The sequence below is a fragment of the Kitasatospora sp. NBC_00458 genome (genome assembly GCF_036013975.1).
In the GTDB taxonomy this organism is placed as follows: domain Bacteria; phylum Actinomycetota; class Actinomycetes; order Streptomycetales; family Streptomycetaceae; genus Kitasatospora.
Map to the genome: position 1 here is coordinate 6,221,170 of NZ_CP107904.1, position 25,359 is coordinate 6,246,528.

Consider the following 25,359-nt stretch of genomic DNA (forward strand, 5'->3'; position numbering starts at 1 on the left):
GTCAGACGTTGGCGCAGACCACGTAGACGCTGATGCCGACGCTGTTGTAGCCGGGCTGGTGGCCCAGGGCGATCCAGCCGGTGCCGTCATCGGTCGGGAAGGTACCGTTCAGGACGGAGTCGGTGCCCTGTGCCTCGCCGCCGCCGCCGATCGCCCGCTTGCCGGACGGGCAGGAGACCGTCCGGCGCTGGAAGTTGCCGACGTTGGCGTTGCCCAGCTTGACCACCTGGTAGCCGTCGACGGCCCGGATCGCGGCGTCGCGCGCGGGGGAGTTGTCGGAGGTGACGTCGTTCGCGTCGGCCTGCACGGCCCAGCCCGCTCCGGCGGCCAGGGCGACCGCCAGCAGACCCGCCCCGAGCGCGTGCTTGCTCCGCAGCATCATGTGATCCCTCTCGATACCGGCGGGACCGTCCGTCCGGGCCCGCACTGGTGAGGTCATCGGCTCTGGAGTGGTGGGGAGGTGAGCCAAACCCCACCTTGGGGGGAATCTCAGACCGCGATCATGCTCGGCACCTGCCCGAGCCGCCCGAGGTCGGTGAGCCCGGGGGCCGGGGCGATCAGCGCCCAGACGAACTTGCCGATCCCGCCCGCGCGGGGGCGGCAGCCCCAGTGCTCGGCCAGTTCGTCGACGAGCAGGAGGCCCCGTCCGTTCTCGTCGCCCGTGGCCGCGGAACGCAGGTTCGGCCGCCCGCGGCCCGCGTCGTGGACTTCGAGCCGGAGCCGGTCGGCGACCAGCGCGATCCGGACCTCGACGAAGCGGTCCGGCGGGGCGTCGCTGTGCTGGACGGCGTTGGCGAACAGCTCGCCGAGCAGCAACTCGCCGACGTCCGCGTAGCGTTCACCGCACGGTAGGGCGGCGAGGTAGGCGCGCAGCAGCAGTCGGGCGAGGGGCGCGGACTCGGCCCGCGAGTCCAGCCGGGCGACGAACCCGCGGGGCCGGCGCGGGGCGGCCGGGGGGTGGTGGGCACAGTTCTCGGGCATGGCGGGGCCTCCGGGGGTGAGGGGGAGTGGAAGCAGCTCGCGACCAGGGCGCGCACGCTCACGCTGTGCAAGCAAAAGGCTGCGTTCCGGTAACAATCATCGACCCGCGCAGGTACGGTGACGACCGATTTGCAGTGTGGCGTCTGTGCGGCACGTGAGGGGATCGGTCATGTCACACCGGAGGATCGAGCGCGGACCGACGGCGAGCTCGGCGGTGATGTTCGGCGAGGAGCTGCGGTTCTACCGGGAACTGGCCGGCTACACGCAGGAGGAGTTGGGGAAGCTCCTGCACTGCGACCGCACGGTGGTGACGCGCTGCGAAGGCGGCAAGCGCCGGATGCAGCCCGAGACCGTCGAGGACGCGGACCGGCTGTTCAGCACGGGCGGCTCGCTGAAGCGCATGTGGGACCGGGTGGACTGGAATGCGGAGATCGAGCACCCGGACTGGTTCCAGAACCACGCCGACATGGAGGCCGAGGCGGTTGCGATCAGGGTCTTCCAGTGCTCAGTGGTGCACGGCTTGTTGCAGTGCCCGGAGTACGTGAGAGCAGTCTTCGAGGCCAGCGATGCTGCGGGCAATCCCGCATTGATCGAGGATCGGACCACTGCTCGCCTTGGTAGGCAGAAGAGGTTCCTCGACCCCGAGGGGCCGTTGCTCGTGGTCGTTCTGGACGAGAGCGCGATCCGGACCGTCTTCGGAGGCGCCCGGGTGATGAGGCGCCAGATGGAGCACCTCTTGATGGTCGCCGAGCGTCCCAACATCCTGATTCAGGTCGCTCCGTTCGCCAATCGGCGGACGATCATCGACAAGTCCATGGTCTTTCTGGAAATGCCTGACGGCCAGCACTGGGTGTACTCGGAGAGCCTGGACCGGGGGCATCCCAGTGATCTTCCGGCGATCGTGTCGGGACACCAGCGAAGCTATGATCGCCTTCGCGGGGAAGCACTCTCGACGGACGACTCGCTCGCGCTGATCACTGAAGCGCTGGAAGGGTTCAGGGATGACGAGGAACGGGCCCGGCGAGGCCGTCTGGCGCAAGAGCAGCTACAGCGGCGGCAACGGCGGGGACTGCATCGAGGTGGCCCTCGTATCCCCCACCCCCGGCGTCGTCCCGGTGCGTGACTCCAAGGATCCCTCGGGCCCGGTCCTCCGCTTCCCGGCCGCGTCCTGGCAGTCCTTCCTCTCCGCGCTCCACCGTGGCGACTTCGGCTCCTGATCGGCCCTTTCCGATCGCCTTCGACCGGCACCGGCGGTTCTCCGATACGTAGGGTGACCGGGTCGCTACAGTCACCAGTCGTACACGGATGATCTCCGTTCGACCGGACTGAGGCGGTAGCCATGGCGCAGGAACCCAGGATCGACGTAGCCCTCGCACTCAAGGAGGGCCAGGCGGAACCCGGTTCGGCGGAGGTGGCGGAGCTCGCCGCCACCCTCACCCCCGAGGTGTGGTTCGCCGGTGCGCTGGAGCGCACCGGCGGCAGCGGCCGGGACGCCGATGTGGTCTGGGACTTGAGCGGCACCTACAAGGACCAGGTCGCGCGCGGCCAGGCGGCGGTCTACTACGCCAACCCGAAGATCGGTCTGCGCCGGCCCTTCGTCTTCGCGGACGGCTTCAACTACGGCCCGAGCGACCTGCCCGGCCTGTTCGCCTACTTCAACACGCCGTACGACGGCAAGCCGGGCTTCTTCGACCAGCTGCTCGGCCAGGGCATCGACGTGGTCCTCCTCGGCTTCGAGGAGCGGCACACCCACATCCAGGCCAACGCCGAGGTCGCGATCGACGGCATCCTCCGGGTGATCGCGGAGCGCGTCGGCGAGGAGCGGCTCACGGTCGGCGGCGTGAGCATGGGCGGCATCATCACCCGCTTCGCGCTCGCCAAGCTGGAGACCCAGAAGGTGGACCACCAGACGCAGACCTACATCTCCTACGACTCCCCGCACAACGGAGCCTGGATCCCGCTGATCCTCCAGCAGCTGGCGTACTTCTTCGAGGCCGTCACCCCGCCCGGCCCCGGCGGGGTCAAGCAGGCCGACCTGATCCGCAGCCCCGCCGCCCAGCAGCTGCTCTGGGCCTGGGTCGAGAACTCCAAGTACTCGGGGCCGGTGGCCACGTCCAGCCCGCTGCGCAAGGAGTTCCTGGAGGACCTGAAGCGCTTCGGCGACTACCCGGCCATCCCGCTCAAGCTCGGTGTCTCCAACGGCCGGCGCGACGGGATCGGCCGCCCGCTGCCGGCGGGCGAGGTGGCGTTCGACTGGCAGGCGCTGATCGCCAGCGCGACGGCCCGGTTCCAGGCGGACCGGGGCGAGAAGCAGAAGATCGGCGGCATGCACCTGGGTCTGGAGATCCGCCGCAGCACGACGACCGAGGTCCCGGCGCTGGACGGGGCGCCCGGCGGCACCCTGGACTCCTTCGGGAAGGTCGCGGACGCGCTGAAGGCGAAGATCTCCGACGACTACCGCAGCGGCGCGTTCGTGCCGTCCGTGAGTGCGGCGGCGCTGGCCTTCGACCCGGTGAAGTGGGACGTCGTCCCGACGCTCTCGATCACCGACGCGGACCTCGCCGCAGGCCACCTGGACGAGGTCGCGTTCGACGACGACAACACCGAGCACAGCCACATCTCCGGCCGCCTGATCGACTGGATCGTGGCGCACGTCGGTCGCTGACCTGGCCTGCTCCGCGGAATTGGTTCGAAGCACCCCCACGGATGGGCTATGGTTTACCCATCACCCAGATGCGCGGGTGGCGGAATAGGCAGACGCGCTGGATTCAGGTTCCAGTGCCCGAAAGGGCGTGGGGGTTCAACTCCCCCCTCGCGCACAAAGAGAACGGCCGGTCGGATCCTCGGATCCGACCGGCCGTTCCGGTTTCCGGGCCTCCGGATCGCCCCTCATGGCAGCGTGAGGGCGATCCACGTTCTTGCTGTCCAGGCTTGCGGCCCCGACTCGTCGAGATCGTCCACAATCCCGATGACCGCACCGCGGAAGCCAGGACGAACGGTGTCGGCAGGTCAGCTTCCCCGGGGAACGGTGTGGTAGTACTCCCGCGCGGAGGCATTCGTTGCGATGACGACGAACCTCAGGACGGTGCCGTAGCGGGCTCTGGCCTCCGTCACGCTCATTGCCGCCTGGGGGACGGTCGAGCAGCGCCGGTGGATCCCGTCACCAGCGGCTTCCGGGTCCGGCAGGTCCGCCTCCTCGATCCGATTCACGAGAGGGAAGTCCAACCGGTCCCAATCGATCTCCAGCAATGAGGTTCCGAGCACCGGCGTGGGCATCATCCTGCCATCGGGGTGCCGTCCGTGGCTGCGGTGGTAGTCGATCGCGTAGGTGATCGTCCCGCGTGCGTGCGGCAGGTCCTGCCCCTGCCGGTCCCGCGGCCCCCAGGCCGCGATGTCGGCCTCGCGGATCCGGGCCAGGACGTCGGTGATGTCGCCCTGGACCCCGAAGTAGGAGACCGAGCGCATCCGGCACTGGAGCACGTCTGCGGGTCGTGCTTCGAAGGCCGAGGCGCGATAGGGCCTGGCGCAGGAGTCCGTGAAGGTGGTCAGCACGTGCTCCAGGCCCTCGACGGCGGACAGTCGCGCGGTGAGGTCGTGAATCCTCTCCTGCGCCACCGCCCTGCGGGACTCCGCCTCGGGTGAGGTGGCGTGCTTGCGCAGCTTCCTGTCCGACGGTCCGCGTGAGCTCGCTTCGCTGATCGCTGTCAGGAGTAGCGCCAGCAGCACTCCCGCCGCCTCCTTGCACCTCTTCCAGCTCATCGCGTCCTCCTCTGCAGTCGGGGTCACCGCACACCGGTGGTGAACACATGCCACGACCTCTCGGCCCCGTGGGCATCGCGCGGGTCCGGAGGGCGACCGGCCACCCGGCGGCCGCGGGCCCGCCGCCGGGAAGGCGAGGTCGTCCCTGCGGATCGCATCGGCTCCAGGTGCCCGGCCCATTGTCGCGAGCACCCGCGGGTGCTGGCCTGAGTACCCGTACTCAGGTCGACTCTGCCGGGGCCCCGGCACTCGGCAGACGATGATCATGCTGGTGCGCCGGTCCCACAGGTGCACGGTGCCCGCGAGGTGGAACAAGGCCCCGGCCATTGCCACCTGCTCCACCCGTGTCGAGGCCGCCCCCGGCCGATCCTTGCGCCCGGCTCCAGGGCGTTCCGGTTCCCGGAGGCGACGCGGATCGCCCCTCGCGGCACAGCGAGGGGCGATCCGCGTTTTCCCGGTCGGGCGGGGTGGGGGCGCCGGGGTGGATGGCGGGCCGGGTGCACCGAAGCGCCCACGCCTACTCCGAGTCGGCCCGTCGGCCGCCTTGCTCTGCCTGCGCCGTTGCGTCCTGGACGATGCCACGAGTGCGTGTGCGAGCGGTCGTCTATGGTGTCCGCATGACTGCAGTGAGCGCCGGTGCGACTCCGGCCGGCGTTGCCGGTGTCCGTGGAGCGACCTGCCCGCGGTGTGAGGAGTCGGCGGACACCGGCGTGTTCCGGGAGGACCGCCGCCCGGTCGCCCGGGGCAGGGGTGTCGTACGGTTCCTGGCCGCGGCGGTCCTGGCGGTCACGGGCCTCGAACTCCTGCTCCAGGGCAGTCCGAACGCCGCGGCGGCCGTTCTCGGGGTCGCCGCCCTGTCCGCTGGCTGGTGTGCCAAGGCCGTCGCGGAGGTGCGTTCGTCCGAGTCGGTCTCGGTGCTGCACTGCCACCACTGCTCGCTGCGCTCCTCCGGCACCGGCCGGTCCGGCCCGAGCGGGGCGTTCCAGGACTAGGGAGCGTGTTGGCACCAGCAGCCTGCCTCCGCGGCTCCGTGAGGGCCCTCGGCGTCCGCACCTGCCGGTCCGGGGCCTGGGTCGGTTGGCTGCGGCGGGACGTCCCGACCCGGAGGAACGGGCCGAGGGGCGGCCGTGGGGCGGACGAGGGGCGGAGCCGGTCAGGGCCGAGAGCTCGGGGTGCGACCCCTGCCCAGGGTCGAGGTGCATCCCCTAAGGTGGTCGGGGCCGTTCGGCCGGGGGAAGGGAAGCCGCGCATGATGAGACGTCTTGTTCCGTTGCTCGCAGGGATGTTGGCCCTTGCCGCCTGTAGCTCGGCCGGGTCCGCCGGCCGGCTGGTCGGCAGTGACGGCGAGCTGGCCTGCACGCTGGTGCGGAACCTGCCCGACCCGATGCCCGACCAGCCGGCCAGTGGTTCGTCGGACCAGTCCTGGGACGTCGCGCTGGGCCGGTTGGGGGCGGCGGCGGAGCTGGCCCGGGTGGCGGCCCTGGAGGACGCGAAGCACCAGCCGCTCGCCGACGCACTCGCCACCGCCCGGCAGACGTTCTCCGTCACCTTCGACATCCACCGTGCCGAACCGGGGATCAAGCAGGCGCGCACCCACTGCTGACCGCCACCGGCCCACCGCCGGAGCCGGGCCGCCGGGTGAAGGGTGCCCCCGGCCCGGTCGGGCGCTCGGTGGCAGCCCGGGCGAGGGAGTCGCCGGGGTCGTGCGGGCGGGGCGGCCCCCCGCCCACCGGGGCAGGGCGGGCCTTGTCGGGGCGCCCCGCGGTATCCGGTCGGCTCAGGGCCTGCCGGTGCCGATCCGGTGAGCCTTCCCGGTCCAGGCGGTCTCGTTCGGATCAAGGTGGGGGGTGAGGGACGGCGGTGGTTCCCGGGTGGCACCCTGGGGCGATGCGACCTGGAACCGATATCACCGAGAACGGCCTGCGGCAGCTGCTCAACGAGTGGGATCCGATCGGCGTCGCCGACGAGGTGCAGGACGAGTACGACTGCATGCTCGCCCCTCTCCTCCAGCGGCTCCGGGGTGGGGCCGACCGGACGGAGATCGGCGAGTTCCTGCGGCATGAGCTGGAGGATCACTTCGGTCTTCCCCCTCTGCCGCCGGAGCCGGAGGCGACGGCTGCCCGGCTGATGTCCTGGTGGACGGCCGCCGGCGAGGCCGATGGCACCGGCTGCTCGTAGTCGCTCCCTCCGGATCATCCGGATCATCCGGATCGTCTGTGGTCCGCTGATGGCGTCCGGGGGCGGGTGTTCACCGCGCTTCCGGTCCGGGCGGACGCCGCCGAGGAGCTGAGCCGGATCGTCTCGGTGGACTCCGCGATCGTGCGAGCCCACGAGCCCACGAGCCCACGAGCCCGCTGCCGGAGCCCGCGGAAAGGGGCACCGGCCGGCGAGCCGGACGGCCACGCCATCGGCCGGTCCCGCGGAGGGCCGGCCACGAAGATCCATGCGGAACCGTCTAGTCCTTTCCTTCGAGGCCGTCCAGCACGAGGTCCGCCAGGCGCTCCGGCAGGTCCGGCTCGATCGGGCGGTGGCCGAGCAGGGCGCGGGTCTGGATGGGGGAGCAGAGCAGTTCCAGCGCCAGGGCCGTCTCGGTCTCCGGCGGGAGTTCGCCGCGTTCGACGGCCCGGTTGACGATGGCGCCGGCCTGGTCGAGGCGGGACTGCCAGAAGGTCTGCCAGGCCTCGGCGAGGCCGGGGTCGTCGGAGCTGAGCGCGGCCGCCCGGGCGACCGCGCGGCCGGTCGGGGTGGCGAGGTAGTCGGCCAGTGCGCGGGCGAAGGCGGCCAGGTCGGTGCGGACGGCCCCGGTGTCGGGGACGGGGATGCCCTCGTCGCTCCCGGCGAGCATGGCGTCCAGTACGAGTTTCTCCCGGGTGCCCCAACGCCGGTACACCGTGGTCTCGTTGACTCCTGCGCGGGCCGCGACCGCGGCGATGCTGAGCCGGGCGACGCCCTCCTCGGCCAGGACCTCCATGGCGGCCGTCAGTACGGCCTGGCGGACGCGGGCGGCGCGGCCGCCGGGGCGGCGCCGGATCGGCTCCGGTTCCTGCTCGGTCATGTGTGGATCACCTCGGCCCCACCTTAAGGCAGGACTGCTTGCGTTAAGTGTCCCCCAGGCGCATAGTCGCTAATGCAAGAGTTCCGGCTTTAAGTGCAGCAGGAGGCACCACCATGTCCTTCACCTGGCCCCTGGACCCGCAGGACCTGTTCGTCGAGCGCTACCCGCAGATGACCCTCGGCCTGCCCGTCGACGAGGTGGACGCGGTCCGCGCCGCCGTCACCGAGATGTGGCCCGACCGGCCCGGCGGCTGGGTCCACGAGTGGTCCGCCCTCGCAGCCCGGCACGCCGGGGCCGGGCGCCACCGCCAGGCCGCGCAGGCATACGGCTGGGCCAAGTTCCCCTCACTGGCCGACGAACCCCAGCGCACCGCGCTCGCCCGGCAGGTCGAGCAGTACGTCCTCGCCGCCCCCGGCTTCCCGGTGGAGTTCGAGCGCCGCACGCTCGCCGTCCCGTACCGCGGCGGCGAGGCCGTCCTCCCGGTCCACCTGATGGCGGCCCCCGGCCTGCCCGCCGACGCGCCGGTCGTGCTCGCCAGCGGCGGGGTGGACTCCTGGAAGACCGACCTGCACGGCATGTGGGAGCAGCTCGCGCTGACCCTGCCGGCCCGACTGCTGCTGTTCGACCTCGCCGGCACCGGCGAGACCGCCCACCTGCCGATGACCCCGGACGGCGGGGCCGAGGTGATCGCCGGACTGGTCGCCTTCGCCCGCACGATCGGCAACGGGAGGGTCGGCCACTTCGGCATCTCGATGGGCGGCTACTACTCCGCCCGGGCCGGACTGACCGGCGCGGTGGACGCCGCCGTGGTGCTCGGCGGCCCGGTGGAACGGTCCTTCGCCCCGGGCCGCGGCTTCGCCTTCGGCATGGACGGCATCGTCGGCAACGCCCTGGGCTTCGACGCGATGCCGAGCACGGCCGAGCGCGAGGAGGCCTTCGCGGCCTTCGACCTGCGCCCGCTGCTGGACCGGGGCGCCAACGGGCCGATGCTGGTGGTCAACGGCACCGAGGACGTCCACGTCCCCCTGGACGACACCCTGGTGTTCGAGGGCCGCCGGGACACCCGGGTCGCGCTGATCCCGGACACCGGCCACTGCGCCATCTCGCGCTTCGGCGAGGCGATGGCCGTGATCACCCCCTGGCTGGACGCCACCCTGGCCGGTTGAGCCGGTTGAGCCGGTTGAGCCGGTTGAGCCGGTTGAGCCGGTTGAGCCGGTTGAGCCGGTTGAGCCGGTTGATCGACTGATCCGGCGGCCGTCCGTGCCCGGGTGAGGGCCGACCCGCGACGGCCGGTCACCGCGCAGCGGCCGGTAGACCCGACCCGGCACCGCGTCGGGTCGGGTCTACCGGCCGTTCTGCCGCCCGGGAGGGCGGGCGGATCCGCCGACGGGACGCACTACTTGGCGAAGCGGACCTCCGGGTAGGCGGCGGAGGGCGCGTCCAGGAGCCGGCTCGGGCGGTGGAGCAGGTGCCGGTCGAAGAAGGCGCCGAGGTAGGCCCGGGTGGCGGCGAGCGCGCGGGCGCCCTTGACGGAGCCGTACTGCTCCTGGGCCGTCTCGGGCGGCACCTGGTCGCGGACGCCGAGGGAGTCCACCAGCCAGTGCACGTCGCAGAACGACAGGTGGCCGCCCTCCGGCAGGTCCAGCCAGCGCTTCCAGCCGGTCAGGTGCTGCCAGGTCTCCTCCCAGTTGGCGGTCGGGGTCGCGCCGGCGCGCCGCTGGGCGCCGAGGAGCAGCACCGGACGGGAGAGGCCCTCGGCCGGCGGCGGCACGAAGAAGTCGCCGTCCAGGTTGGCGGCGGCGCGGATCCGTCCGTCCTGGCGCATCGCCTCGACGGCGCTCGCGCCGCCGATCGAGTGGCCGGCCGCGCCGATCCGGGTGCGGTCGATCTGCAGTCCGCGAACGAGTCCGGGCCCGGGGGCGGTCAGCCGGTCGATCAGGAAGCCGATGTCCTTCGCCCGGCTGCGGGTGACCTCGGCCGCCCGCCGGTCGTCCACCTCGTCGCAGATCAGGCAGGTCTCGACCCGTCCGTCGGGGAACTGCACGACGGTCTCGTAGGTGTGGTCCAGCGCGGCCACCGCGTAGCCGCGGGCCGCGAGGTCCTCGGCGAGGGCGGTGAGCGAGGTGCGGCTGTAGCCGTAGCCGGGGGAGAGCACGATCAGCGGGTGGCGTCCGGGTGCGGGCACCGTGCGGGCCTTCACGCCCGTCCGCACCGAGCTGAGGGCCGGGGTGCCGTACAGGGCGGTGGACACCTCGGGGGAGACGTAGGGGATTTGCTCGCCGCGCGCGGACTGGGCCGGGTACCAGAGGGTGGCCATCAGTTCGCGGGTGGCGGCGTCGGGACGCCAGGGGTCGTGCCGGGCGGTGTCCACCAGGTGCACCGAGGCGGCGCCGACCGGGCGGCGCGTGGTGGGCGCGGGCACCTGCGGCGGGTCGGTGGCCGGGTCGCCTGCCAGGGCGGCCGGGGGGCTCGTCGAGAGGGCTGCGGCGGGCGGCCCGGCGGGCGGGGAGGCGGCCAGCGCGGTCTGCGGGCCGGCCAGCGCGAGCAGGACGGCGACGGGCGCGGCGAGCAGCGCGGCCTTCCGCCACCGGGGAGTTGTCGACATGGCGCCACGTTAGGTCGGTGGCCGTGACCTGCGCGTCCTGCCTGTGGTGTAGCCGGCTCGGCCGCAGGTCGGAGCCGCCGCGCCGGGCGGGCCCGCCGCTCGGCCGAGCCCGCCTCCACCCTGTGCGGCCTTGCGCAAGTCGGCTCCTGCTGTCCGGAGTTGGGGTCGGCGGCGGTTCGGGGTGCCCGGTCGGCGGCGGCCCGGTTGCCCCTTCAGGCAGAAAGGCGGTCAATCGGAAACCGGCCGGGTCGAGTCGGCGGGTCGTCGTGCAAGATGGGGCTCCGGGATCGGATTGGTACAGACCACAGTGGGGTTGTCGCGACAGAACCCCACCCCTGTCCGGCAGTTGGACTCGTGGCGTACGGCCCTCCGCCGAGGAGGGCGCCGAGGGGAGCAGGGGATGGCACTGGCGGGGGTGTGGCGTCGGCTCAGCCGGCACGGTCTGGTGCTGGCGGCCGTCGCCGTGAGCATCCTGGTGGCGACGGCGGTGCTGTCCGCGGTGGCCGGGCTGGCCCAGTCGGCCGCCACCGCCGGGGTGCGCCAGCGGATGGCCGCCGACGCCGGCCGCTCGGTCGAGGTGACCGCGCGCTGGTCGGCGCCGGGCCTGCCCGGGGCCGACCGCGCGGTGCACTCGGCGCTGGTCCGGACGATGGGCGGCACCCCGTTCCGCACCGAGACCGCACAGCGCGGCCTCGGCACCGTCGACGTTCCACTGCCGCCCGCCGGGCGCCGCTGGGCCACCGAGACCGTCCTCCCCGTCCTCCCGGTGGTGCTGCCGGACCCCGGCCGCTTCGCCCGCCTGCGCAGCGGCGACTGGCCGGACGCGCCCGGGGCCGCCCCGGCCGTCGGCGACGGGCTGCGCGTCGCCCTCCCCGAGACCGCCGCCGACCGGCTCGGCCTGGACACCGGCGGCACCACGGTCATCCGCACGCCCGGCACCGGCGAACCGCTCACCCTCACCGTGACCGGCGTCTACCGGCAGGACCCGGACGCCGCCGCGTTCTGGACCGGGCTCGGCGGCGCCGAGGGCGCGAGCCAGACCCTCGTACCGGTCGACGGCGCCCGGCTGGCCGCGCTGCCCGGGTTCGACGGCCGCATGCTCGCCGTCTGGCTGGCCCTGCCCGACACCGGGCGGTCGAGCCTCGCCGAACTCGCCGCCCTGCGCGACCGGGTGGCCGCCTTCGCCCGCTCCGACACCGCCCGCTCGGTCTACCGCGGCGCCGAACCGGCCCTGGCCGACACCGCCGTGCGCAGCGGACTGCCCGCCGCCGTCGACGGCCAGGTGCTGCCGGTCCTGACGGCCAGGTCCGAGACCGCCGTCCCGCTCGCCCTGCTCGCCCTGCTCGCCGCGGTGGTCCTCGCCCTGACCGCCCGCCGGCTGGCCGACGCGGTCGCCGGCGAGCAGGCGCTCCGGAACGCCCGGGGGGCCGGCGCGGCGCGGCTGCTCGCGGCGGCGGCCGGCGAGTGGTCGCTCGTCGCGGTCCCGGCGGCGGCCGGCGGGCTGCTGCTGGCCGAGCCGCTGCTCGCCGTCGTGCTGCGCGCCCTCGGGGTGCCCGGTCTGACCGCGGGCGACAGCGGGACGGTCTGGTGGGCCGCAATCTTCGCGCTCCTGGTGCACGGCGCGGCGCTGCTGCTGCCGCTCTCCCGGCAGGCGGCGGACCCGGGCGCGCAGCGGGCGCTGCGGGCACGCAGCCCGCGCCGGCTGGGCCTGCAACGGGCCGGCGCGGACCTGGCGCTGCTCGCCCTGGCGGCCTTCGGCTTCTACCAGCTCCGCCACTACGAGGGGGTGGTGGTGAAGGGTGCCGGTGCCGGGTTCGACTCCTGGGTCGACCCGACGCTGGTGCTGGCCCCGGTGGCCATGGCGGTGGCCGGCGCCGTCCTGCTGCTGCGGGTGCTGCCGGTGGTGGGGCGGCTGCTGGAGCGGGCGGCCGGCCGGGCCCGCGGGCTGGTCCTGCCGCTGGGCGCCTGGCGGCTGAGCCGCGACACCGGCCGCCAGTCCGTGCCGGTGCTGGTGACGCTGCTGGCGGTGGCGTGCAGCAGCCTGGCCGCGGGGGTGCTGGGCGCGCTGCCGACCAGTGACCGGGACCGGGCCGCCTACACGGTCGGCGCCGACCTGCGGCTTTCCGGGGTGTCCGGCGAGCCCGGGCAGCGGCACGCCGTACTGGCCGCGCTGCCGGGCGTCACGGAACTCACCCCGGTGGCCGAGCACACGGCCTTCGTGGGCACCACCGTGGTGCAGACGGTCGCCGTCGACACCACGGCGGCCTCCGCGGCGGGGCTTCCGCGCCTCCGGGCGGACCAGGCCGACCGCCCGGTCGCGGGGCTGCTGGCCCCGCTGACCGCCGTACCCGCCCAAGGGCTCGTACTGCCCGGCGGGCCGACCGCGCTGGAGGTGACCGTCCAGGCGGGCACCGACCTGCCCGTCCCGGCACCCGGCCTGCTCCTGAAGCTCTGGATCCAGGACGCCGACGGGCTGACCGAGCAGCTCACCGTCCCGCTGACGGCCGACGGCCGCCCGCACGTCCTGCCCGTCCCGCTGGCCGGCGGCGACCGGCGGGCCGGTCCGCTGACGCTCAGTCGGCTCGGGGTGCACTTCCCCGGCACCACGGTCCTGCGCTCCACTCTCGACCTGCGCCTGCCGAAGATCACGGCCGTCGGCGCCGCGGGCGAGCGGACCGACCTCGCGCTCCCGCCGGGACAGGGGTGGGCCCGCTCCGGCAAGGTCCTCGCCGCCCCGTCCGCGCTCGACTGCCCCGGTACCGAGCACGGCCGCTCGGAGGAGAGCCCCCAACAGGCCGAGGCCTGCAGCTGGGAGAGCGGGGGGTCCGAGCTGCTGCACACCGTGATGCGCTCCCACGAGCCGGAGAACCCCCTCGACCCGCTGGGCGCGGACGCCGTCCTCGCGGTGCAGCCCGTGACGGACGGCGCGCCCGCACTGCGCACCCTGCCGGGGGGCTCCCTGGTGCCGACGCCGCCCGCGCTGCCCGCGATCGCCGACCGCGCGCTGCTCGACGCGGTGAACGCCAGGGTCGGCGACACCGTTCCGCTGAACTGGGAGCGGGACGGGCGGAGCACCCAGAAGGTCGTGATCACCGGGGAGGTCGACGTGCTGCCCGGCTACGGCCGCGGCCAGGGCCACCTGCTGCTGGACGTGCGCACGCTCGCCGCCAACCGCACGCTCGCCGGGGCCGCCCCGCCGGTCGCCGCCCACTGGTGGCTGGCGAGTACGGACCCGGCGGCCACCTGGGCCGCCGTCGACGGCCGCGGCGAGTTCGGCCGGCCGCAGAGCGCCCTGAGGGTCGCCGCGGGTCTGGCGGACGACCCGTTCCGGGGCGGACTGCGCTGCGCCTGGCTGCTGGTCCTGCTCACCGCACCGCTCTTCGCGGTGACCGTGCTGGCCCTGCACGCGGTGAGCTCGGTCCGCTCCCGTCAGCGGGAGTTCGCGCTGCTCCGCGCGCTGGGGGTGCGGCGTGCCGAGCTGACGGCGCTGCTGCGCGCCGAACAGGTGGCGGTGACGGTGCTGCCGGTGCTGTTCGGAGGGCTGTTGGGCCTGCTGCTCGCGGCCCTGCTGCTGGCGCTCACCGTGCTGGACGACTACGCGGGCCCGGTCTTCCCGGCCCTGGTCGTCGACCCGGGCCGGTCCGCCGCCGTGCTGACGGCACTGGCCGGGGGTCTGCTGCTGACCCTCGCCGTGCTGGTGCTCACCCGGCTGCTGGCCCGGGTCGACCTGGTCCGGGCCCTGCGTGCGGGGGAGGACGGATGAGCCCGGTGGCGGGCGTGCGGCGCCCGGACGGAGAGCGACCGGGCGGCGGGCGTACGGATGACCGCCGCTCGGGCGGCCGGCGTACGGATGACCGGCGCACGGGCGACCGGCTTTCGGATGACCGGTGTTCGGGCGACCGGCGACGGCGCGCGGACCGGCCCGGCGGAGTGCGCGAGGACGGACGCTTCGACGGGGGGAGCCCCACATGCTGACACTGCGCCTGATCCGGCGCGAGGCGCGGATCGCCTGGCCGGTCTCGGCCGTGCTCGCGCTGCTCACCGTGCTGCTCACGGCGATCCCGCTGGCCTGGCCGCCGCAGTTCGACCGGCAGGCGGCCGATACGCTCGCCGACCGGGTGGAGCGCGCCCAGCGGTACGCGCCACTGGTTTCCGCCAGCACCACCACCGTTCCCCTGGACGGGCTCGCACCGTCGGACGCCGGCTCGCTCGACCGGGAGCTGGACGGGCTCGGCGAGCGGGTGCGCACGGCGGCCGGTCCGCGACTGGCCGCCGTGCTCGGCAGGCCGCAGGCCCGCGTCACCACCCAGGGCGTGCGTGCGAGCGGCCCCGGGGTACCGATGCCGTTCGGCAAGGAGCCGGGGTTCGGCCTCGTCCACGCGCAGCCCGACAGCCGGGGCGGGACGGTCGAGTACCTCCAGGGCCGCGAACCCCGGCAGCCCGAGGCCGACCTCCGCCTCCCGTCCGCCGAGGCGGGCCCGATCGAGGTGGCGGTGTCCGAAGCGACGCGCGCCAGACTGGAACTGACGCTCGATCAGCGATTCACGGTGTCGAGCCGCGGCGTGTCCGCCCCGGTGGTCCTGGTCGGGATCTTCCGGACCGACCGCGGCGCGTCCCGGCTCTGGCAGCGGTCCCCGATGCTGGTCGCCCCGTGGACCGTGTCGACCAACGCCGGCCAGGAACTCCACGGCCAGATGCTGACCAGCTCCGGCGGGATCGAGATGATCGCGGCGCAGGGTCTCGCGGTCGGTGTGGCCTGGGAGCTGCCGGTGGCCACCGACCGCTCCGGGCCCGCCGCCACACCGGACGGGCTCGCCGGACTGCAGTCCGCCCTGAGGGAGCTGCGCGTCGCCGGGCCGGAGAAGCTGTGCGGGTTCGGCGTCGGGGACTCCTGCATGCTGGCCGGCCAGATCGTGCCCTCGGTCAACGTCGCCGAGCGGCTCGGCCCGGAGCTGGACGGCTTCGCGGCCCAGCGTCAGCGCATCGAGCAACTGCAGAGCTTCGCGCTCGCCGGGCTGCTCGCCATGGTGGTGGCCACCGCGGTCGCCGCCGCCCGGCTCGGCACCCGCCGCCGGGCCGGCGCCTTCGCGCTCCAACTCTCCCGCGGCGCCGGGCTGCTCGGGATCGCGGGCCGCCTGTTGGCGGAGGCCGCGGTGGCGGTCGGCGCCGGGGCCGCGGTGGGCTGGGCGCTCGGCCGCGCGCTCGCGCCGAGGGGCGCCGAACTCGGCTCGCCGGTGCCCGTCCTGGTCGCCGCCCTGCTGGTCTGGTGCGCGCCGGCCGCCGTGCTGCTGGTGTCGGCCGGGCGGAGCCGACCCGTGCCGCGCTCGCGCCGGATCGTCCTGGAGGCCCTGGTGCTGCTGTCGGCCGTCGGCGGGCTGGTCGCGCTGCGGGCCCGCGGCGCCTACGCGGGCACCGGCATCGACCCCCAACTCGCCGCCGCGCCGGTCCTCCTGGCGCTGGTCACGGTCGGGGTCCTGCTCCGCCTGCTGCCCCCGCTGGTGCGCCGGGCGGCCCGTTCGGCGCGGCGCTCGCGCGGCCTGGTCCCGCTGGTGGCGCTCGCCAGGGCCGGGGCGCAGAGCGGCGCGGCCGCGCTCTCCCTGCTGGTCCTGGTGCTGGCCCTGGGCTACGGCGTCTACGGGGGACTGATACCGCGCACCCTCGCGGACGGCCAGGCGCAGCTCGCCGACTGGCGCACCGGCGGGGCGTCGGTGGCCCTGGTCGGGCCGACGGACCGGCTCGCCGGCGACCTGCCGCCGGTCCCCGTCGCGGGGCGGCAGGTCACCGTCACCGGCGCGCGCGGGGAGATCGTCGCGCAGGACGACGGCACCGCCTTCCCCGGCGCCCGGTTCGTCGGGCTGGACGCCGCCGCCCTGGGCGCCGCCGACCCGTCCTCCCCGGTGGCCCGCGCCCTGCTGGCCGCCGACGGCGCCGACGCTCCGGTCGGGCGGAGCGGCGCCGCCGGCGACGTGCCCGTGCTCACCGCCCTGGCGGACCCGGCGCTCGCCGCCCGGTTCCCCGGCGGCACCTTCGAGCTGTCCGCGCTCGGCACCGGCCGCGCCCTGGTCCACGTGGTCGGCGGCCTGCCCGAGGAGGCGCTGCGCGACCCGGTGCTCGGGCCGGTGCTCGGCGACGGGCCGGTGCTCGGTGACGGGCCGGGCTCCGGGGCGCTGCTGGTGTTCACCGGCCCGTCCGCGCTGCGCCTGCCCGCCCAGGCCAACCACCCCTCCGCCCTCCTGCTCTACCCGCCCGCCGGCGGACCGGATCCGGACCCCGCCGAGGTGCGTACCGCCGCCGTCGCGCAGCTCGCCCCGACCGGGAAGTTCGGGCAGCAGGTCGAGTTCCGGTCCCGGAGCGGCGAGCTCGAAGCGCTCCGCACGGACGGGCTGGCGCGCACGGCCCGGGTCGCCTTCCAGGTCACCACCGTGCTCGGCCTGCTGCTCGCACTCGGCACGTTCGCCCTGGACCTGCTGCTCAGCGCCACCGAACGCGCCCGTACGACGTCCTACCTGCGCACCCTGGGGATCGGCAGCCGGGCGGTGCTCGGTCTGCAACTGCTCCAACTGGTGCCGCTGCTGCTGGCGGCGGCGGTCGGCGGCACCGCGCTCGGTCTGCTGCTGCCCGTCGCGCTCGGCTCCGGCCTGCGGCTGGGGGCGGTCACCGGCGGGCCGTTCGAGCCCGCCACGCACATCGACTGGACGACCACCGCGGCGCTCGGCGTCGCACTGGTGGCGCTGATGACGGCGGCCGCCGTCCTGGAGGCGGCGATCAGCCGCCGCCGCGGACTCGGCGCCGTGCTACGACTGGGGGAGGCATTGTGACCGTCCGGCCGACCGGCGGGCCCGCGTCCGGGACCGACCGATCCGCGTCCGGGGCCGACCGGCCCATGGTGGTGTGCGAGAGCCTGGTGCGGATCTTCCGCACCGGCACCCGCGCCCGTGACGGGGTCGAGGTCCAGGCCCTCCAGGGGCTCGACCTGACCGTGCGGGAGGGCGAGATGACGGCCCTGGTCGGCGCGTCCGGCTCCGGCAAGTCCACCCTGCTCGGCATCCTGGCCGGCCAGGACGCCCCCAGCGCCGGTACCGCCGAGGTGGCCGGCACGGACCTGGGCACGCTCAAGCGGCGCGAGCGGACCGCCTACCGGCGCCGGACCGTCGGGGTGATCCAGCAGCAGACCGCGCGCAACCTGCTGCCCTACCTGACGGCCCGCGAGAACGTGCAGCTGCCGATGGGCTACGTCGGCGTGCCGCGCGGCCGGCGCGCCGCCCGGGCGATGGAACTGCTCGACCTGATGGGTATCGCCCGGGCCGCCGACCGCACCCCGGCCGGGCTCTCCGGCGGTGAGCAGCAGCGGGTGGCGATCGCCATCGCGCTGGCCAACGAGCCGCGGCTGCTGCTCGCCGACGAGCCCACCGGCGAGCTGGACACCGCCACCTCGGAGGAGATCTTCGGGGCCCTGCGCACCGCCAACAGCGAGCTGGGCACCACCGTGCTGATCGTCACGCACGACGCCCTGGTGGCCGACCAGGTCAGCCGCACGGTGCGGATCCGCGACGGGCGCACCTCCACCGAGGTGCTGCGCCACACGGAGGCCACCGGCGCGGAGGGCGCGCTCACCGCGCAGGAGTACACGGTGCTGGACCGGGTCGGCCGGCTCCAGCTGCCGCGCGAGTTCACCGAGTCGCTGGGGCTGGCGGACCGGGTGCGGCTGGTCCTGGAGCGCGATCACATCACCGTGTGGCCCGACCACGACCGTCCGGCGGGTGCGGGTGCGGGTGCGGGTGCGGGTGGGGCTGATGCCGAGCGGTGAGGGTGGCGGCGTCCGGCCGCCCCGGAGTCACCCGCCGGAGCCGGGTGGTGACACGGCGTCGCCGTAGTCGCCCGGGTGCGGAGCGTGGCCGAGGGGGTGTCACGGCCGCTCCCGGCTCGGCCATCTGACCCTCCGCCCTATCTGGACGCCGGTCGAGGGTTGTGGTACCGCCCGGACGGCGAGACGATGAAGGAAGGATTTCCAGAGGCCCGACAGCCACCCCAGCCGTCCTCAACCAGTCGCACCCGTGCGCTGGTTCGCAGATGGGAGGATCTCCTCATGGCTGGTGGAAAGAGAGCGGCGGCCTACCCGGCGTCGCAGCTCTGTTCTGTGAAACCGTCCGCCCCACGAGTTCCCCGGTTAGGCCTGGCCCCGGATCGGGCCGGCGCAATACTCCAGACGAGGAGCAAGTGGCTGAACGGCACCGTTCTGCACTACTGCTTCCTCGACCAAGGCGGCCCCGACCGCCCGCCCGGCCAGGCCGACGCCGTCCGCAGTGCCATCCAGGAGTGGGAGGACCTGGGTATCGGCCTGGACTTCCGAGAGGTCGCCGACCGTTCGGAGGCCGAGGTCCGCATCAGTTTCAAGGGGGACAAGTCCGAGTCCGCCGTCGGCCGGGGGGTGTTGCAGATCAGTCGGCAGGCGCCCACCACCAGCTACGGCTGGGACCTCACCGACGAGTCGGGCCGCTCCACGGCGCTGCACGAACTCGGGCACGTCCTGGGCTTCGAGCACGAGCACCAGAACCCGAACGCCGGCATCACCTGGGACAAAGAGGTGGTCATCGAGGCCCTCGCCCAGCCCCCCAACGAGTGGGACCGGGCCACGACCATCTTCAACATCATCCGCAAGCTGGACCCGTCCGAAGTCACCGGTTCGCCCTTCGACAAGGACTCGGTCATGGAGTACCCCATCCAGCCCGGATGGATCCTCCGCCCCAAGCGGCTCCGTCTGGACGGCATCCCCGAGCCGTTGTCGCTCTCGGCGACGGACAAGGAGGAAGTCCTGAGGTGGTACCCGACGCTGGTGGCCCGGCCCCACGCGCTGCAGCCGCGCGTGTCCGCGCTGTTGCCCACGGGGGTCGGTGATCAGGCCGACTTCGAGATCACGCCGGCCGAGACCCGCAAGTACGCGATCGCCACCTTCGGGGACGCCGACGTGGTGATGGCCCTGTTCGAGCGGATCAACGGCGAGCTGAGGTACGTCACGGCCGAGGACGACAGCGGCGAGGACCGCAACGGCCGCCTGGACGTCAAGCTCTTCAAGGGGCGCAGCTACGTGCTCCGGGCGCGGATCTACTCGGTCTGGGGCGCCGGTGAGGCGTCGTTGATGCACTGGTGACATCCGCGCTGACGTCCCGTGGGCGTCCGTGGTTCACGTCCGTGGTTCACGTCCGTGTCACGTTCGCGGTGGCGTCGGCTCCCGCCCGGGGGCGGCGCGGGCCCGCTGCGGCTTCGCAGGAGCCCACGCCGTCCCCGGTCGGTGTGCGGCGGTGTGCGGCGGTGCGTGCGCGGTGCGGGGGTCAGCGGTCGAGAGCGGCGAGGACGGAGTCGAGGTCGGGCGCGCCGCGGCGGGGGCGGTTGTGGGGGAGCCGTCCGAGGACGGCGCCCATGGCGCAGGTGTCGGTGACGGCCGCGAAGGCGAGTCCCGCGCCGACCGCTGCGGCGAGCCAGCGGGCGCCGGGGAGGACGAGGTCGGCGAGGACGCCGAGGAGGACCAGGGAGCCGGCCGCGAGGCGGACCTGGCGCTCCATGCCCCAGACGGCCCGGGCGCCCGCGACGCGGTCGAGGGGGTGGCCGCTCCCGGCCCAGGCGGAGGTGCCGCCCGTGAGGCTGCGCGCGGCGACCCCGGCGGCGGCGAGCGTCCCGCACGCGGTCCGCGAGCGGTTGCCGGTCGCGCAGACGACGGCGAGTCCGCCGCGTCCGGCCGCCCTGCGCAGGGCGGGGACGGCGTCGTCGAGCCGGTCGAGCGGGATGTTGTGGGCGCCGGGGATGTGCCCGGCGGCGTACTCGCCGGGGGAGCGGACGTCGATGACGGTGAGCCGCTGGAGCCGGGGGAGGAGCTGCTCGACGGTCAGGGGTGCGGTCGTGGGCGTGGTCATGGGGTGGGTCCTTCCTGCGGGGGTGCGGGGGTGCGGGGGAGTGGGGGAGTGGGGGCGGGTCCGGTCGGGGTGGTGACCGGGTGGGGGTCGGGTGGTGGCCGGGTGGGGGCGCCGGTCGCCGTCAGACGAGTGCGTCGACGAGCATCAGGGCCGCGACGGCGATCAGGGCGGCGGCGAAGACGGTCCGCAGGGTGCGCCCGCTGAACCGTTCCGCGAGGCGCTTGCCGTCCCAGGCGCCGAGCACGGCGGCGGCGGTGAACGGGGCGACGACCGCCCAGTCGAGCGCACCGGTCGAGCCCAGTCGCGGGACCAGGGCGGCCAGCGAGTTGGCGCTGATGACCAGGAGGCTGGTGCCGACGGCCTCGGCCATCGTGAACGCGAGCACGGACACCAGGGCGGGGACGGCGAGGAACCCGCCGCCGACGCCGAGCAGTCCGGTGACCGCGCCGAGCCCGGCCCCGGCGGCTGCCGAGCGCGCGGGGCCGCCGCCCGCCGTCGGGGTCGCGGTCGTGTCGTCGGGGCCGGGCCCGCGGTGGTGGCGGGCGGTGTCCGCGGGCGTACGGGGGGTGTCCGCGGGCCGGGCGCCGTCCTCCGGGGTGCGGGCCTGGGCGAGCATCCGCCAGGCGGCCAGCGCGGCGAGGACTGCGAACGCGACCGTGAGCAGGCCCGGGGGCAGACGGGCCGAGAGCGCGCCGGCGGCCGCCGCGACGGGCAGGCCGGCGGCGGCGAACAGCAGCCCGGTCCGCCAGCGGACCCGGCCGGCCCTGGCGTGGGCGAACAGGCCGGTGAGCGAGGTGACGGCCACGATGAGCAGGGCGGCGGTGCCGGCGTGGGCGGGGGTGAAGCCGAGCAGGTAGATCAGGGCGGGGACGGTGAGCATGCTGCCGCCGCCGCCCAGTCCGCCGAGTGTGAGGCCCACCACGGCGCCGGCGACCAGGGCGAGGACGAGCGTGCTCATATCCCCGGCCTGTCGGGGCTGTCCGGCCCGTCGGGGGTGCTCGCCGGGGTGCCCGCCGTGAGGCTGTCGGCGGCGGGGCTGGCGGCGGCGGGGGTGTCGGCGGCGGGGGTGCGCGCCGTGGGGGTGTCGGCCGTGGCGGTGCCGGGGTGGTCGTCGTCGGAGGAAGGCATGGGTGAACTCCGGTGCGGGGTGGTGCGATCGGGGGGATCCGGAAACCGCTCGGCGGGCGGGTGGCCGGCTGGGGCCGGGCCCTGCACGGTGGGGGCGGCGGTCGTCCGCGGCGGGGCGCATCGGGCCCCGCTGTCCGACTGGACGAGGCCAATAATACCCACGGGGGTATGCTTGGGAGCAAGACGGATACCCCCACCCGTATGTTCAGGAGCCGATGTGTACTTCGCCCAGCACTACCTCGACTGCCTCTCCCAGGCCTCCTACCTGATCGCCGACGAGACCACCGGCCGTGCGGTGGTGGTGGATCCGCGCCGCGACGTCGACGAGTACGTCGCGGACGCCGAGGCGCACGGCTTCACCGTCGAGGCCGTCGTCAACACCCACTTCCACGCCGACTTCCTCGCCGGCCACCTCGAACTCGCGGCCCGCACCGGCGCCTGGATCGGCTACGGCCGGCGCGCCGAGACCGAGTACGAGATCCGCGGCCTCGCCGACGGGGAGCGGATCAGCCTGGGCGACGTCACCCTGGAGATCCTCGAAACCCCCGGCCACACCCCCGAGTCGATCAGCGTCCTGGTCTACGAGCACGCCGACGACACCGTCCCGTACGGGGTGCTGACCGGCGACGCGCTGTTCGTCGGCGACGTCGGCCGCCCCGACCTGCTCGCCTCCACGGGCGTCACCGCCGACGAACTCGGCCGGATGCTCCACGACAGCGTCCAGCGCAAACTCATGGCCCTCCCGGACGAGGTCCGCGTCTTCCCGGCCCACGGCGCCGGATCGGCCTGCGGCAAGAACCTCTCCGCCGAACGGCACTCCACCATCGGGGTTCAGCGCGCCACCAACTACGCCTGCGCCCCGATGGACGTGGACCGGTTCGTCGCCATCGTCACCGCCGGCCAGGGCGCCGCGCCCGGCTACTTCGGCTACGACGCCGAACTCAACCGCCGGGAGCACCGGCTCTTCGACCCGGCGCAGGCCGAACGGCCGCTCTCCGTCGAGGAGTTCCGCACCCGCCGGGCCGCCGGGGCGGTCGTGGTCGACGCCCGCGACCCGCAGGAGTTCGGCGCGGGCCACCTGCGCGGCTCGATCAACGTCCCCGCCGACGGCCGCTTCGCCGAGCAGGCCGGAACCGTCCTCGCGCCCGACGCCGACCTCCTCGTCGTCGCCCCCGCGGGCCGTGAGGGGGAGACCGTCACCCGCCTCGCCCGGATCGGCTTCGACCGGGTCTCCGGCTACCTGTCCGGCGCCGACGCGGCGCTCGCCGCCCTGGCCGACGACCTCGTACCCGCCGGCCGCCTCACCGTCCACCAGCTGCGCGCCGCGCTCGCCGGGGCGGGAGGGGTGCCCGGGGCGGGCGGTGTACCCGGGGCGGCCGTGGCGGCCGGTGGGGACGGGTCGCGCGGCGGGGCCGGGGAGGCCGTGCGGACGCCCGCCGTGGTCGACGTCCGAAGCTGCTCGGAGCGGGCCGAGGGGTTCATCCCCGGCTCCCTGCACATCGCGCTGAGCGACCTGCCCCGACGCCTCGACGAACTGCCCGCCGACCGGCCGCTCGTCCTGCACTGCGCCGGCGGTCACCGCTCCTCCGTCGCCGCCAGCCTGCTGCGCCACCACGGCTTCCGGGACGTCTTCGACCTGCTCGGCGGCTACGGTGCGTGGCGGGCGGCGGAGCAGGCGGCGCCCGGGGAGCCCGGGGAGCCCGGGACGTCGGCGTCGGCGGCTGCCTCGGCTGCCTCGGCGGACCGGCCGGCCGGGGCCTGAGCGCGCCGGTGTCCGCGCCGTCGCCGGGGCCGTGCCGCGGGGGGCGGACCCGTGGGCCGGTGACGGCGCGGACACCCGTCGGCCATACCCCTCCCGGTACACTCGTTCACGACATTTCATCTGGAAGGTGGCTGGTTGTGCAGGTCGACGAGGATTCGGTCGGCGCGGTCCTGAACCGGCTCCGCCGGGCCCAGGGTCAGCTCGCCGGCGTGATCGCGATGATCGAGGCCGGGCGTGACTGCAAGGACGTCGTCACCCAGCTCGCGGCGGTGTCCCGCGCCCTCGACCGGGCCGGTTTCAAGATCGTGGCCAGCGGCATGCGCCAGTGCATGGCCACGGCGGACGGCGACGCGCCGCCGATGAGCGAGGCCGAGCTGGAGAAGCTCTTCCTCGCCCTGGCCTGAGGCGAGCCCCGCGACGGTCCGGCCGCCGCTCCGGTCGGACCGCGGGGCGGACGCCGCCGGTGCCGCCGGTACCGGACTGGGCGTCAGTTGATCGAAACCCCGGGGAACTTGGGTCGTGCGGGGGCGATCCGCCGCCAGAGGTGCGGCGTTTGCAAAACCTTTGCCTGAATCGGTTGACAGGTCTAGACCTACCCCTGTTGAGTCGTCGCGCCCCGTCCGGCGGGCTCCCGGGGGCGGTTCGTCCTCCGGGTCGCCGTGCGGGGCGGTGGTCTCCCTGCCGCAGTCCTCCGTTTCCCACGACCGTGCGGCCCCCACCGCACTAGGGGTGATCTCGTCATGCGTCCCAGTTCCACGCCTCGCAGATCCACCACCCGGCTGACCCTCGGCGTCGCCGCGGCAGCCGTCCTCGGCCTCCTCGCCCCGCTGGCACCGGCCGCCGCCGCGGCCGACCTCGACGGCGCCGCCGACTCCGGCCGGCACGGATCCGCCGCCTACAAGCGGGTCGGCTACTTCATCCAGTGGGGCATCTACGCCCGCAACTTCCACGTCAAGGACCTGGAGACGAGCGGCACCGCCGGCAAGCTCACCCACATCAACTACGCCTTCGGCAACGTCGGTTCGGCCGGCACCTGCCAGATCGGCGGCCCCGGCTCCGACGGCTGGGCCGACTACGTCCGCCCGGTCGGCGCGGCCGAGTCGGTCGACGGCGCGGCTGACGCCGACGGCCAGGCGCTGGCCGGCAACTTCAACCAGCTGCGCAAGCTCAAGGCCGCGCACCCGGACCTCAAGCTGATGATCTCGCTGGGCGGTTGGAGCGGATCGGCCTACTTCTCGGACGCGGTGCGCACCGCCGCCGGGCGCAAGGCCCTGGTCTCCTCCTGCATCGACCTCTACCTCAAGGGCAACCTGCCGGCCGACGGCGCCCGCGGCGGCGCGGGGGCGGCGGCCGGGCTCTTCGACGGCATCGACCTCGACTGGGAGTGGCCCGGCTCCGAGGGCGCCCCCGGCAACGGCATCCGCCCCGAGGACAAGAAGAACTTCACCGCCCTCGTCCACGAGTTCCGCACCCAGATCGACGCGTACGGCAAGTCGCTGCCCAAGCGCAAGCACTACGAGCTGAGCGCGTACGTGCCCACCGCCCCCGCCAAGATCGACGCGGGCTTCGAGGTCTCGAAGATCATCCGGGACTTCGACTTCGTGAACCTCCAGGGCTACGACTTCCACGTCTCCGGCGAGAAGACCACCGCCCAGCAGTCCGCCCTCTACGCCAAGAAGGACTTCAGCGTCGACCAGACCGTCGAAGCCTGGCTCCGGCGCGGCGCCCCCGCGCGCAAGCTGGTGACCGGCCTCCCGTTCTACGGCCAGGGCTGGACCGGTGTCACGGGCGGCGGCGACGGTCTCGGGCAGCCCGCCGCCGGCCCCGCCCCGGCGACCTGGACGGCCGGCACCGAGGACTACAAGGCGCTGAAGAAGCTCGCCGAGTCGGGCACCTACAAGCTCTACCGGGGCCAGAAGAACGGCCACGCCTGGATCTTCGACGGCAACACCCTCTGGACGTACGACGACGCGACCGTGCTGCGCACCAAGGCCGCCTACGTCCGCAACGAGGGCCTCGGCGGCGCCATGATCTGGTCGCTCGACGGGGACACCCCGGACGGTGAGCTGATCACGGCGATCGACCAGGGCCTGAGCCGCCGGCACTGACGCGACCGCGCGCGCCGGAGGGCCGGTCCCGGTCGGGACCGGCCCTCCGGCGT

22 protein-coding genes and 1 tRNA gene are annotated in these 25,359 nt (G+C 74.5%); 15 read left to right on the forward strand and 8 right to left on the reverse strand.

Translation table 11 applies throughout. The annotated features are described in order from the left end of the window. Position 1 precedes the first annotated feature (1 nt). Together OG550_RS25965 and OG550_RS25970 are read right to left on the reverse strand one after the other, a co-directional pair. Entirely contained in the window at positions 2–379 is a 378-nt protein-coding gene (locus OG550_RS25965; RefSeq protein ID WP_327681427.1) for a hypothetical protein, read from the reverse strand. A 110-nt stretch (positions 380–489) separates the two neighbouring features. Continuing rightward, complete coding sequence (locus OG550_RS25970; RefSeq protein ID WP_327681429.1) at positions 490–981, reverse strand: ATP-binding protein; 492 nt, start codon at positions 979–981, stop codon at positions 490–492. A gap of 169 nt (positions 982–1,150) precedes the next feature. Here OG550_RS25970 and OG550_RS25975 point away from each other — a divergent pair, with 169 nt between their 5' ends. From OG550_RS25975 to OG550_RS25990, 4 genes are all read left to right on the forward strand, one after another. Continuing rightward, positions 1,151–2,104 (forward strand): helix-turn-helix domain-containing protein, encoded by a 954-nt coding sequence (locus tag OG550_RS25975; protein ID WP_327681431.1) that lies wholly within the window; start codon positions 1,151–1,153, stop codon positions 2,102–2,104. Next, positions 2,061–2,198 carry a DUF397 domain-containing protein gene (locus OG550_RS25980; protein ID WP_327681433.1) on the forward strand — a complete coding sequence of 46 codons (138 nt, stop codon included), beginning with the start codon at positions 2,061–2,063 and terminating at the stop codon, positions 2,196–2,198. Before OG550_RS25975 ends, OG550_RS25980 begins: the two co-directional genes overlap by 44 nt. A gap of 122 nt (positions 2,199–2,320) precedes the next feature. Continuing rightward, entirely contained in the window at positions 2,321–3,646 is a 1,326-nt protein-coding gene (locus tag OG550_RS25985; RefSeq protein WP_327681435.1) for a hypothetical protein, read from the forward strand. Positions 3,647–3,716: 70 nt separating this feature from the next. Then, positions 3,717–3,800 (forward strand) — tRNA-Leu (locus OG550_RS25990). 190 nt (positions 3,801–3,990) lie between these two features. Here the strand turns inward: OG550_RS25990 and OG550_RS25995 are convergent. Next, a complete protein-coding gene (locus OG550_RS25995) occupies positions 3,991–4,740 on the reverse strand; it encodes a hypothetical protein (RefSeq protein ID WP_327681436.1) in 750 nt (249 codons plus the stop codon). A gap of 617 nt (positions 4,741–5,357) precedes the next feature. On the opposite strand from OG550_RS25995, the gene OG550_RS26000 reads away from it, so the two are divergent. The 3 genes from OG550_RS26000 to OG550_RS26010 all read left to right on the forward strand — a co-directional run bounded on the left by OG550_RS26000 (position 5,358) and on the right by OG550_RS26010 (position 6,918). Next, positions 5,358–5,732, forward strand: coding sequence for a hypothetical protein (locus tag OG550_RS26000; RefSeq protein ID WP_327681438.1), 375 nt, complete (start codon positions 5,358–5,360; stop codon positions 5,730–5,732). Positions 5,733–6,022: 290 nt separating this feature from the next. Then, positions 6,023–6,343 (forward strand): hypothetical protein, encoded by a 321-nt coding sequence (locus OG550_RS26005; RefSeq protein ID WP_327681440.1) that lies wholly within the window; start codon positions 6,023–6,025, stop codon positions 6,341–6,343. 284 nt (positions 6,344–6,627) lie between these two features. Then, a complete protein-coding gene (locus OG550_RS26010; protein WP_327681442.1) occupies positions 6,628–6,918 on the forward strand; it encodes a hypothetical protein in 291 nt (96 codons plus the stop codon). Between the two features lie 277 nt (positions 6,919–7,195). Here the strand turns inward: OG550_RS26010 and OG550_RS26020 are convergent, their stop codons facing one another. Next, positions 7,196–7,795, reverse strand: coding sequence for a TetR/AcrR family transcriptional regulator (locus tag OG550_RS26020; protein ID WP_327681444.1), 600 nt, complete (start codon positions 7,793–7,795; stop codon positions 7,196–7,198). Between the two features lie 113 nt (positions 7,796–7,908). Here OG550_RS26020 and OG550_RS26025 point away from each other — a divergent pair, with 113 nt between their 5' ends. Continuing rightward, positions 7,909–8,961 carry an alpha/beta fold hydrolase gene (locus tag OG550_RS26025; RefSeq protein WP_327681446.1) on the forward strand — a complete coding sequence of 351 codons (1,053 nt, stop codon included), beginning with the start codon at positions 7,909–7,911 and terminating at the stop codon, positions 8,959–8,961. Positions 8,962–9,191: 230 nt separating this feature from the next. Here OG550_RS26025 and OG550_RS26030 read toward each other — a convergent pair whose 3' ends face one another. Beyond that, positions 9,192–10,400, reverse strand: coding sequence for an alpha/beta hydrolase family protein (locus tag OG550_RS26030; protein ID WP_327681448.1), 1,209 nt, complete (start codon positions 10,398–10,400; stop codon positions 9,192–9,194). 400 nt (positions 10,401–10,800) lie between these two features. Here OG550_RS26030 and OG550_RS26035 point away from each other — a divergent pair, with 400 nt between their 5' ends. From OG550_RS26035 to OG550_RS26050, 4 genes are all read left to right on the forward strand, one after another. Beyond that, entirely contained in the window at positions 10,801–14,163 is a 3,363-nt protein-coding gene (locus OG550_RS26035) for an FtsX-like permease family protein (protein WP_327681450.1), read from the forward strand. Between the two features lie 205 nt (positions 14,164–14,368). After that, positions 14,369–17,218 carry a hypothetical protein gene (locus tag OG550_RS26040; RefSeq protein ID WP_327681452.1) on the forward strand — a complete coding sequence of 950 codons (2,850 nt, stop codon included), beginning with the start codon at positions 14,369–14,371 and terminating at the stop codon, positions 17,216–17,218. Positions 17,219–17,283: 65 nt separating this feature from the next. After that, positions 17,284–18,207: an ABC transporter ATP-binding protein gene (locus OG550_RS26045; protein ID WP_327681453.1), complete on the forward strand. Its 924-nt coding sequence runs from the start codon at positions 17,284–17,286 to the stop codon at positions 18,205–18,207. 330 nt (positions 18,208–18,537) lie between these two features. Next, positions 18,538–19,548 carry a M12 family metallopeptidase gene (locus OG550_RS26050; protein WP_327681455.1) on the forward strand — a complete coding sequence of 337 codons (1,011 nt, stop codon included), beginning with the start codon at positions 18,538–18,540 and terminating at the stop codon, positions 19,546–19,548. Between the two features lie 181 nt (positions 19,549–19,729). Here the strand turns inward: OG550_RS26050 and OG550_RS26055 are convergent, their stop codons facing one another. The 3 genes from OG550_RS26055 to OG550_RS26065 all read right to left on the reverse strand — a co-directional run bounded on the left by OG550_RS26055 (position 19,730) and on the right by OG550_RS26065 (position 21,436). Continuing rightward, entirely contained in the window at positions 19,730–20,308 is a 579-nt protein-coding gene (locus OG550_RS26055) for a rhodanese-like domain-containing protein (protein ID WP_327681457.1), read from the reverse strand. 121 nt (positions 20,309–20,429) lie between these two features. Next, a complete protein-coding gene (locus OG550_RS26060) occupies positions 20,430–21,266 on the reverse strand; it encodes a sulfite exporter TauE/SafE family protein (RefSeq protein ID WP_327681459.1) in 837 nt (278 codons plus the stop codon). Then, the gene (locus tag OG550_RS26065) at positions 21,263–21,436 is read right to left on the reverse strand and encodes a hypothetical protein (protein WP_327681460.1); all 174 of its coding nucleotides are present in this window, start codon (positions 21,434–21,436) and stop codon (positions 21,263–21,265) included. Before OG550_RS26065 ends, OG550_RS26060 begins: the two co-directional genes overlap by 4 nt. A 217-nt stretch (positions 21,437–21,653) precedes the next feature. Between OG550_RS26065 and OG550_RS26070 the strand changes: the two genes are divergently transcribed. From OG550_RS26070 to OG550_RS26080, 3 genes are all read left to right on the forward strand, one after another. Then, on the forward strand, positions 21,654–23,198 hold the full coding sequence (locus tag OG550_RS26070) for an MBL fold metallo-hydrolase (RefSeq protein WP_327681462.1): 1,545 nt from the start codon (positions 21,654–21,656) through the stop codon (positions 23,196–23,198). Positions 23,199–23,335: 137 nt separating this feature from the next. Next, positions 23,336–23,602: a metal-sensitive transcriptional regulator gene (locus OG550_RS26075; RefSeq protein WP_327681464.1), complete on the forward strand. Its 267-nt coding sequence runs from the start codon at positions 23,336–23,338 to the stop codon at positions 23,600–23,602. Between the two features lie 336 nt (positions 23,603–23,938). Continuing rightward, a complete protein-coding gene (locus OG550_RS26080; RefSeq protein WP_327681466.1) occupies positions 23,939–25,306 on the forward strand; it encodes a glycoside hydrolase family 18 protein in 1,368 nt (455 codons plus the stop codon). Positions 25,307–25,359: the final 53 nt, after the last annotated feature.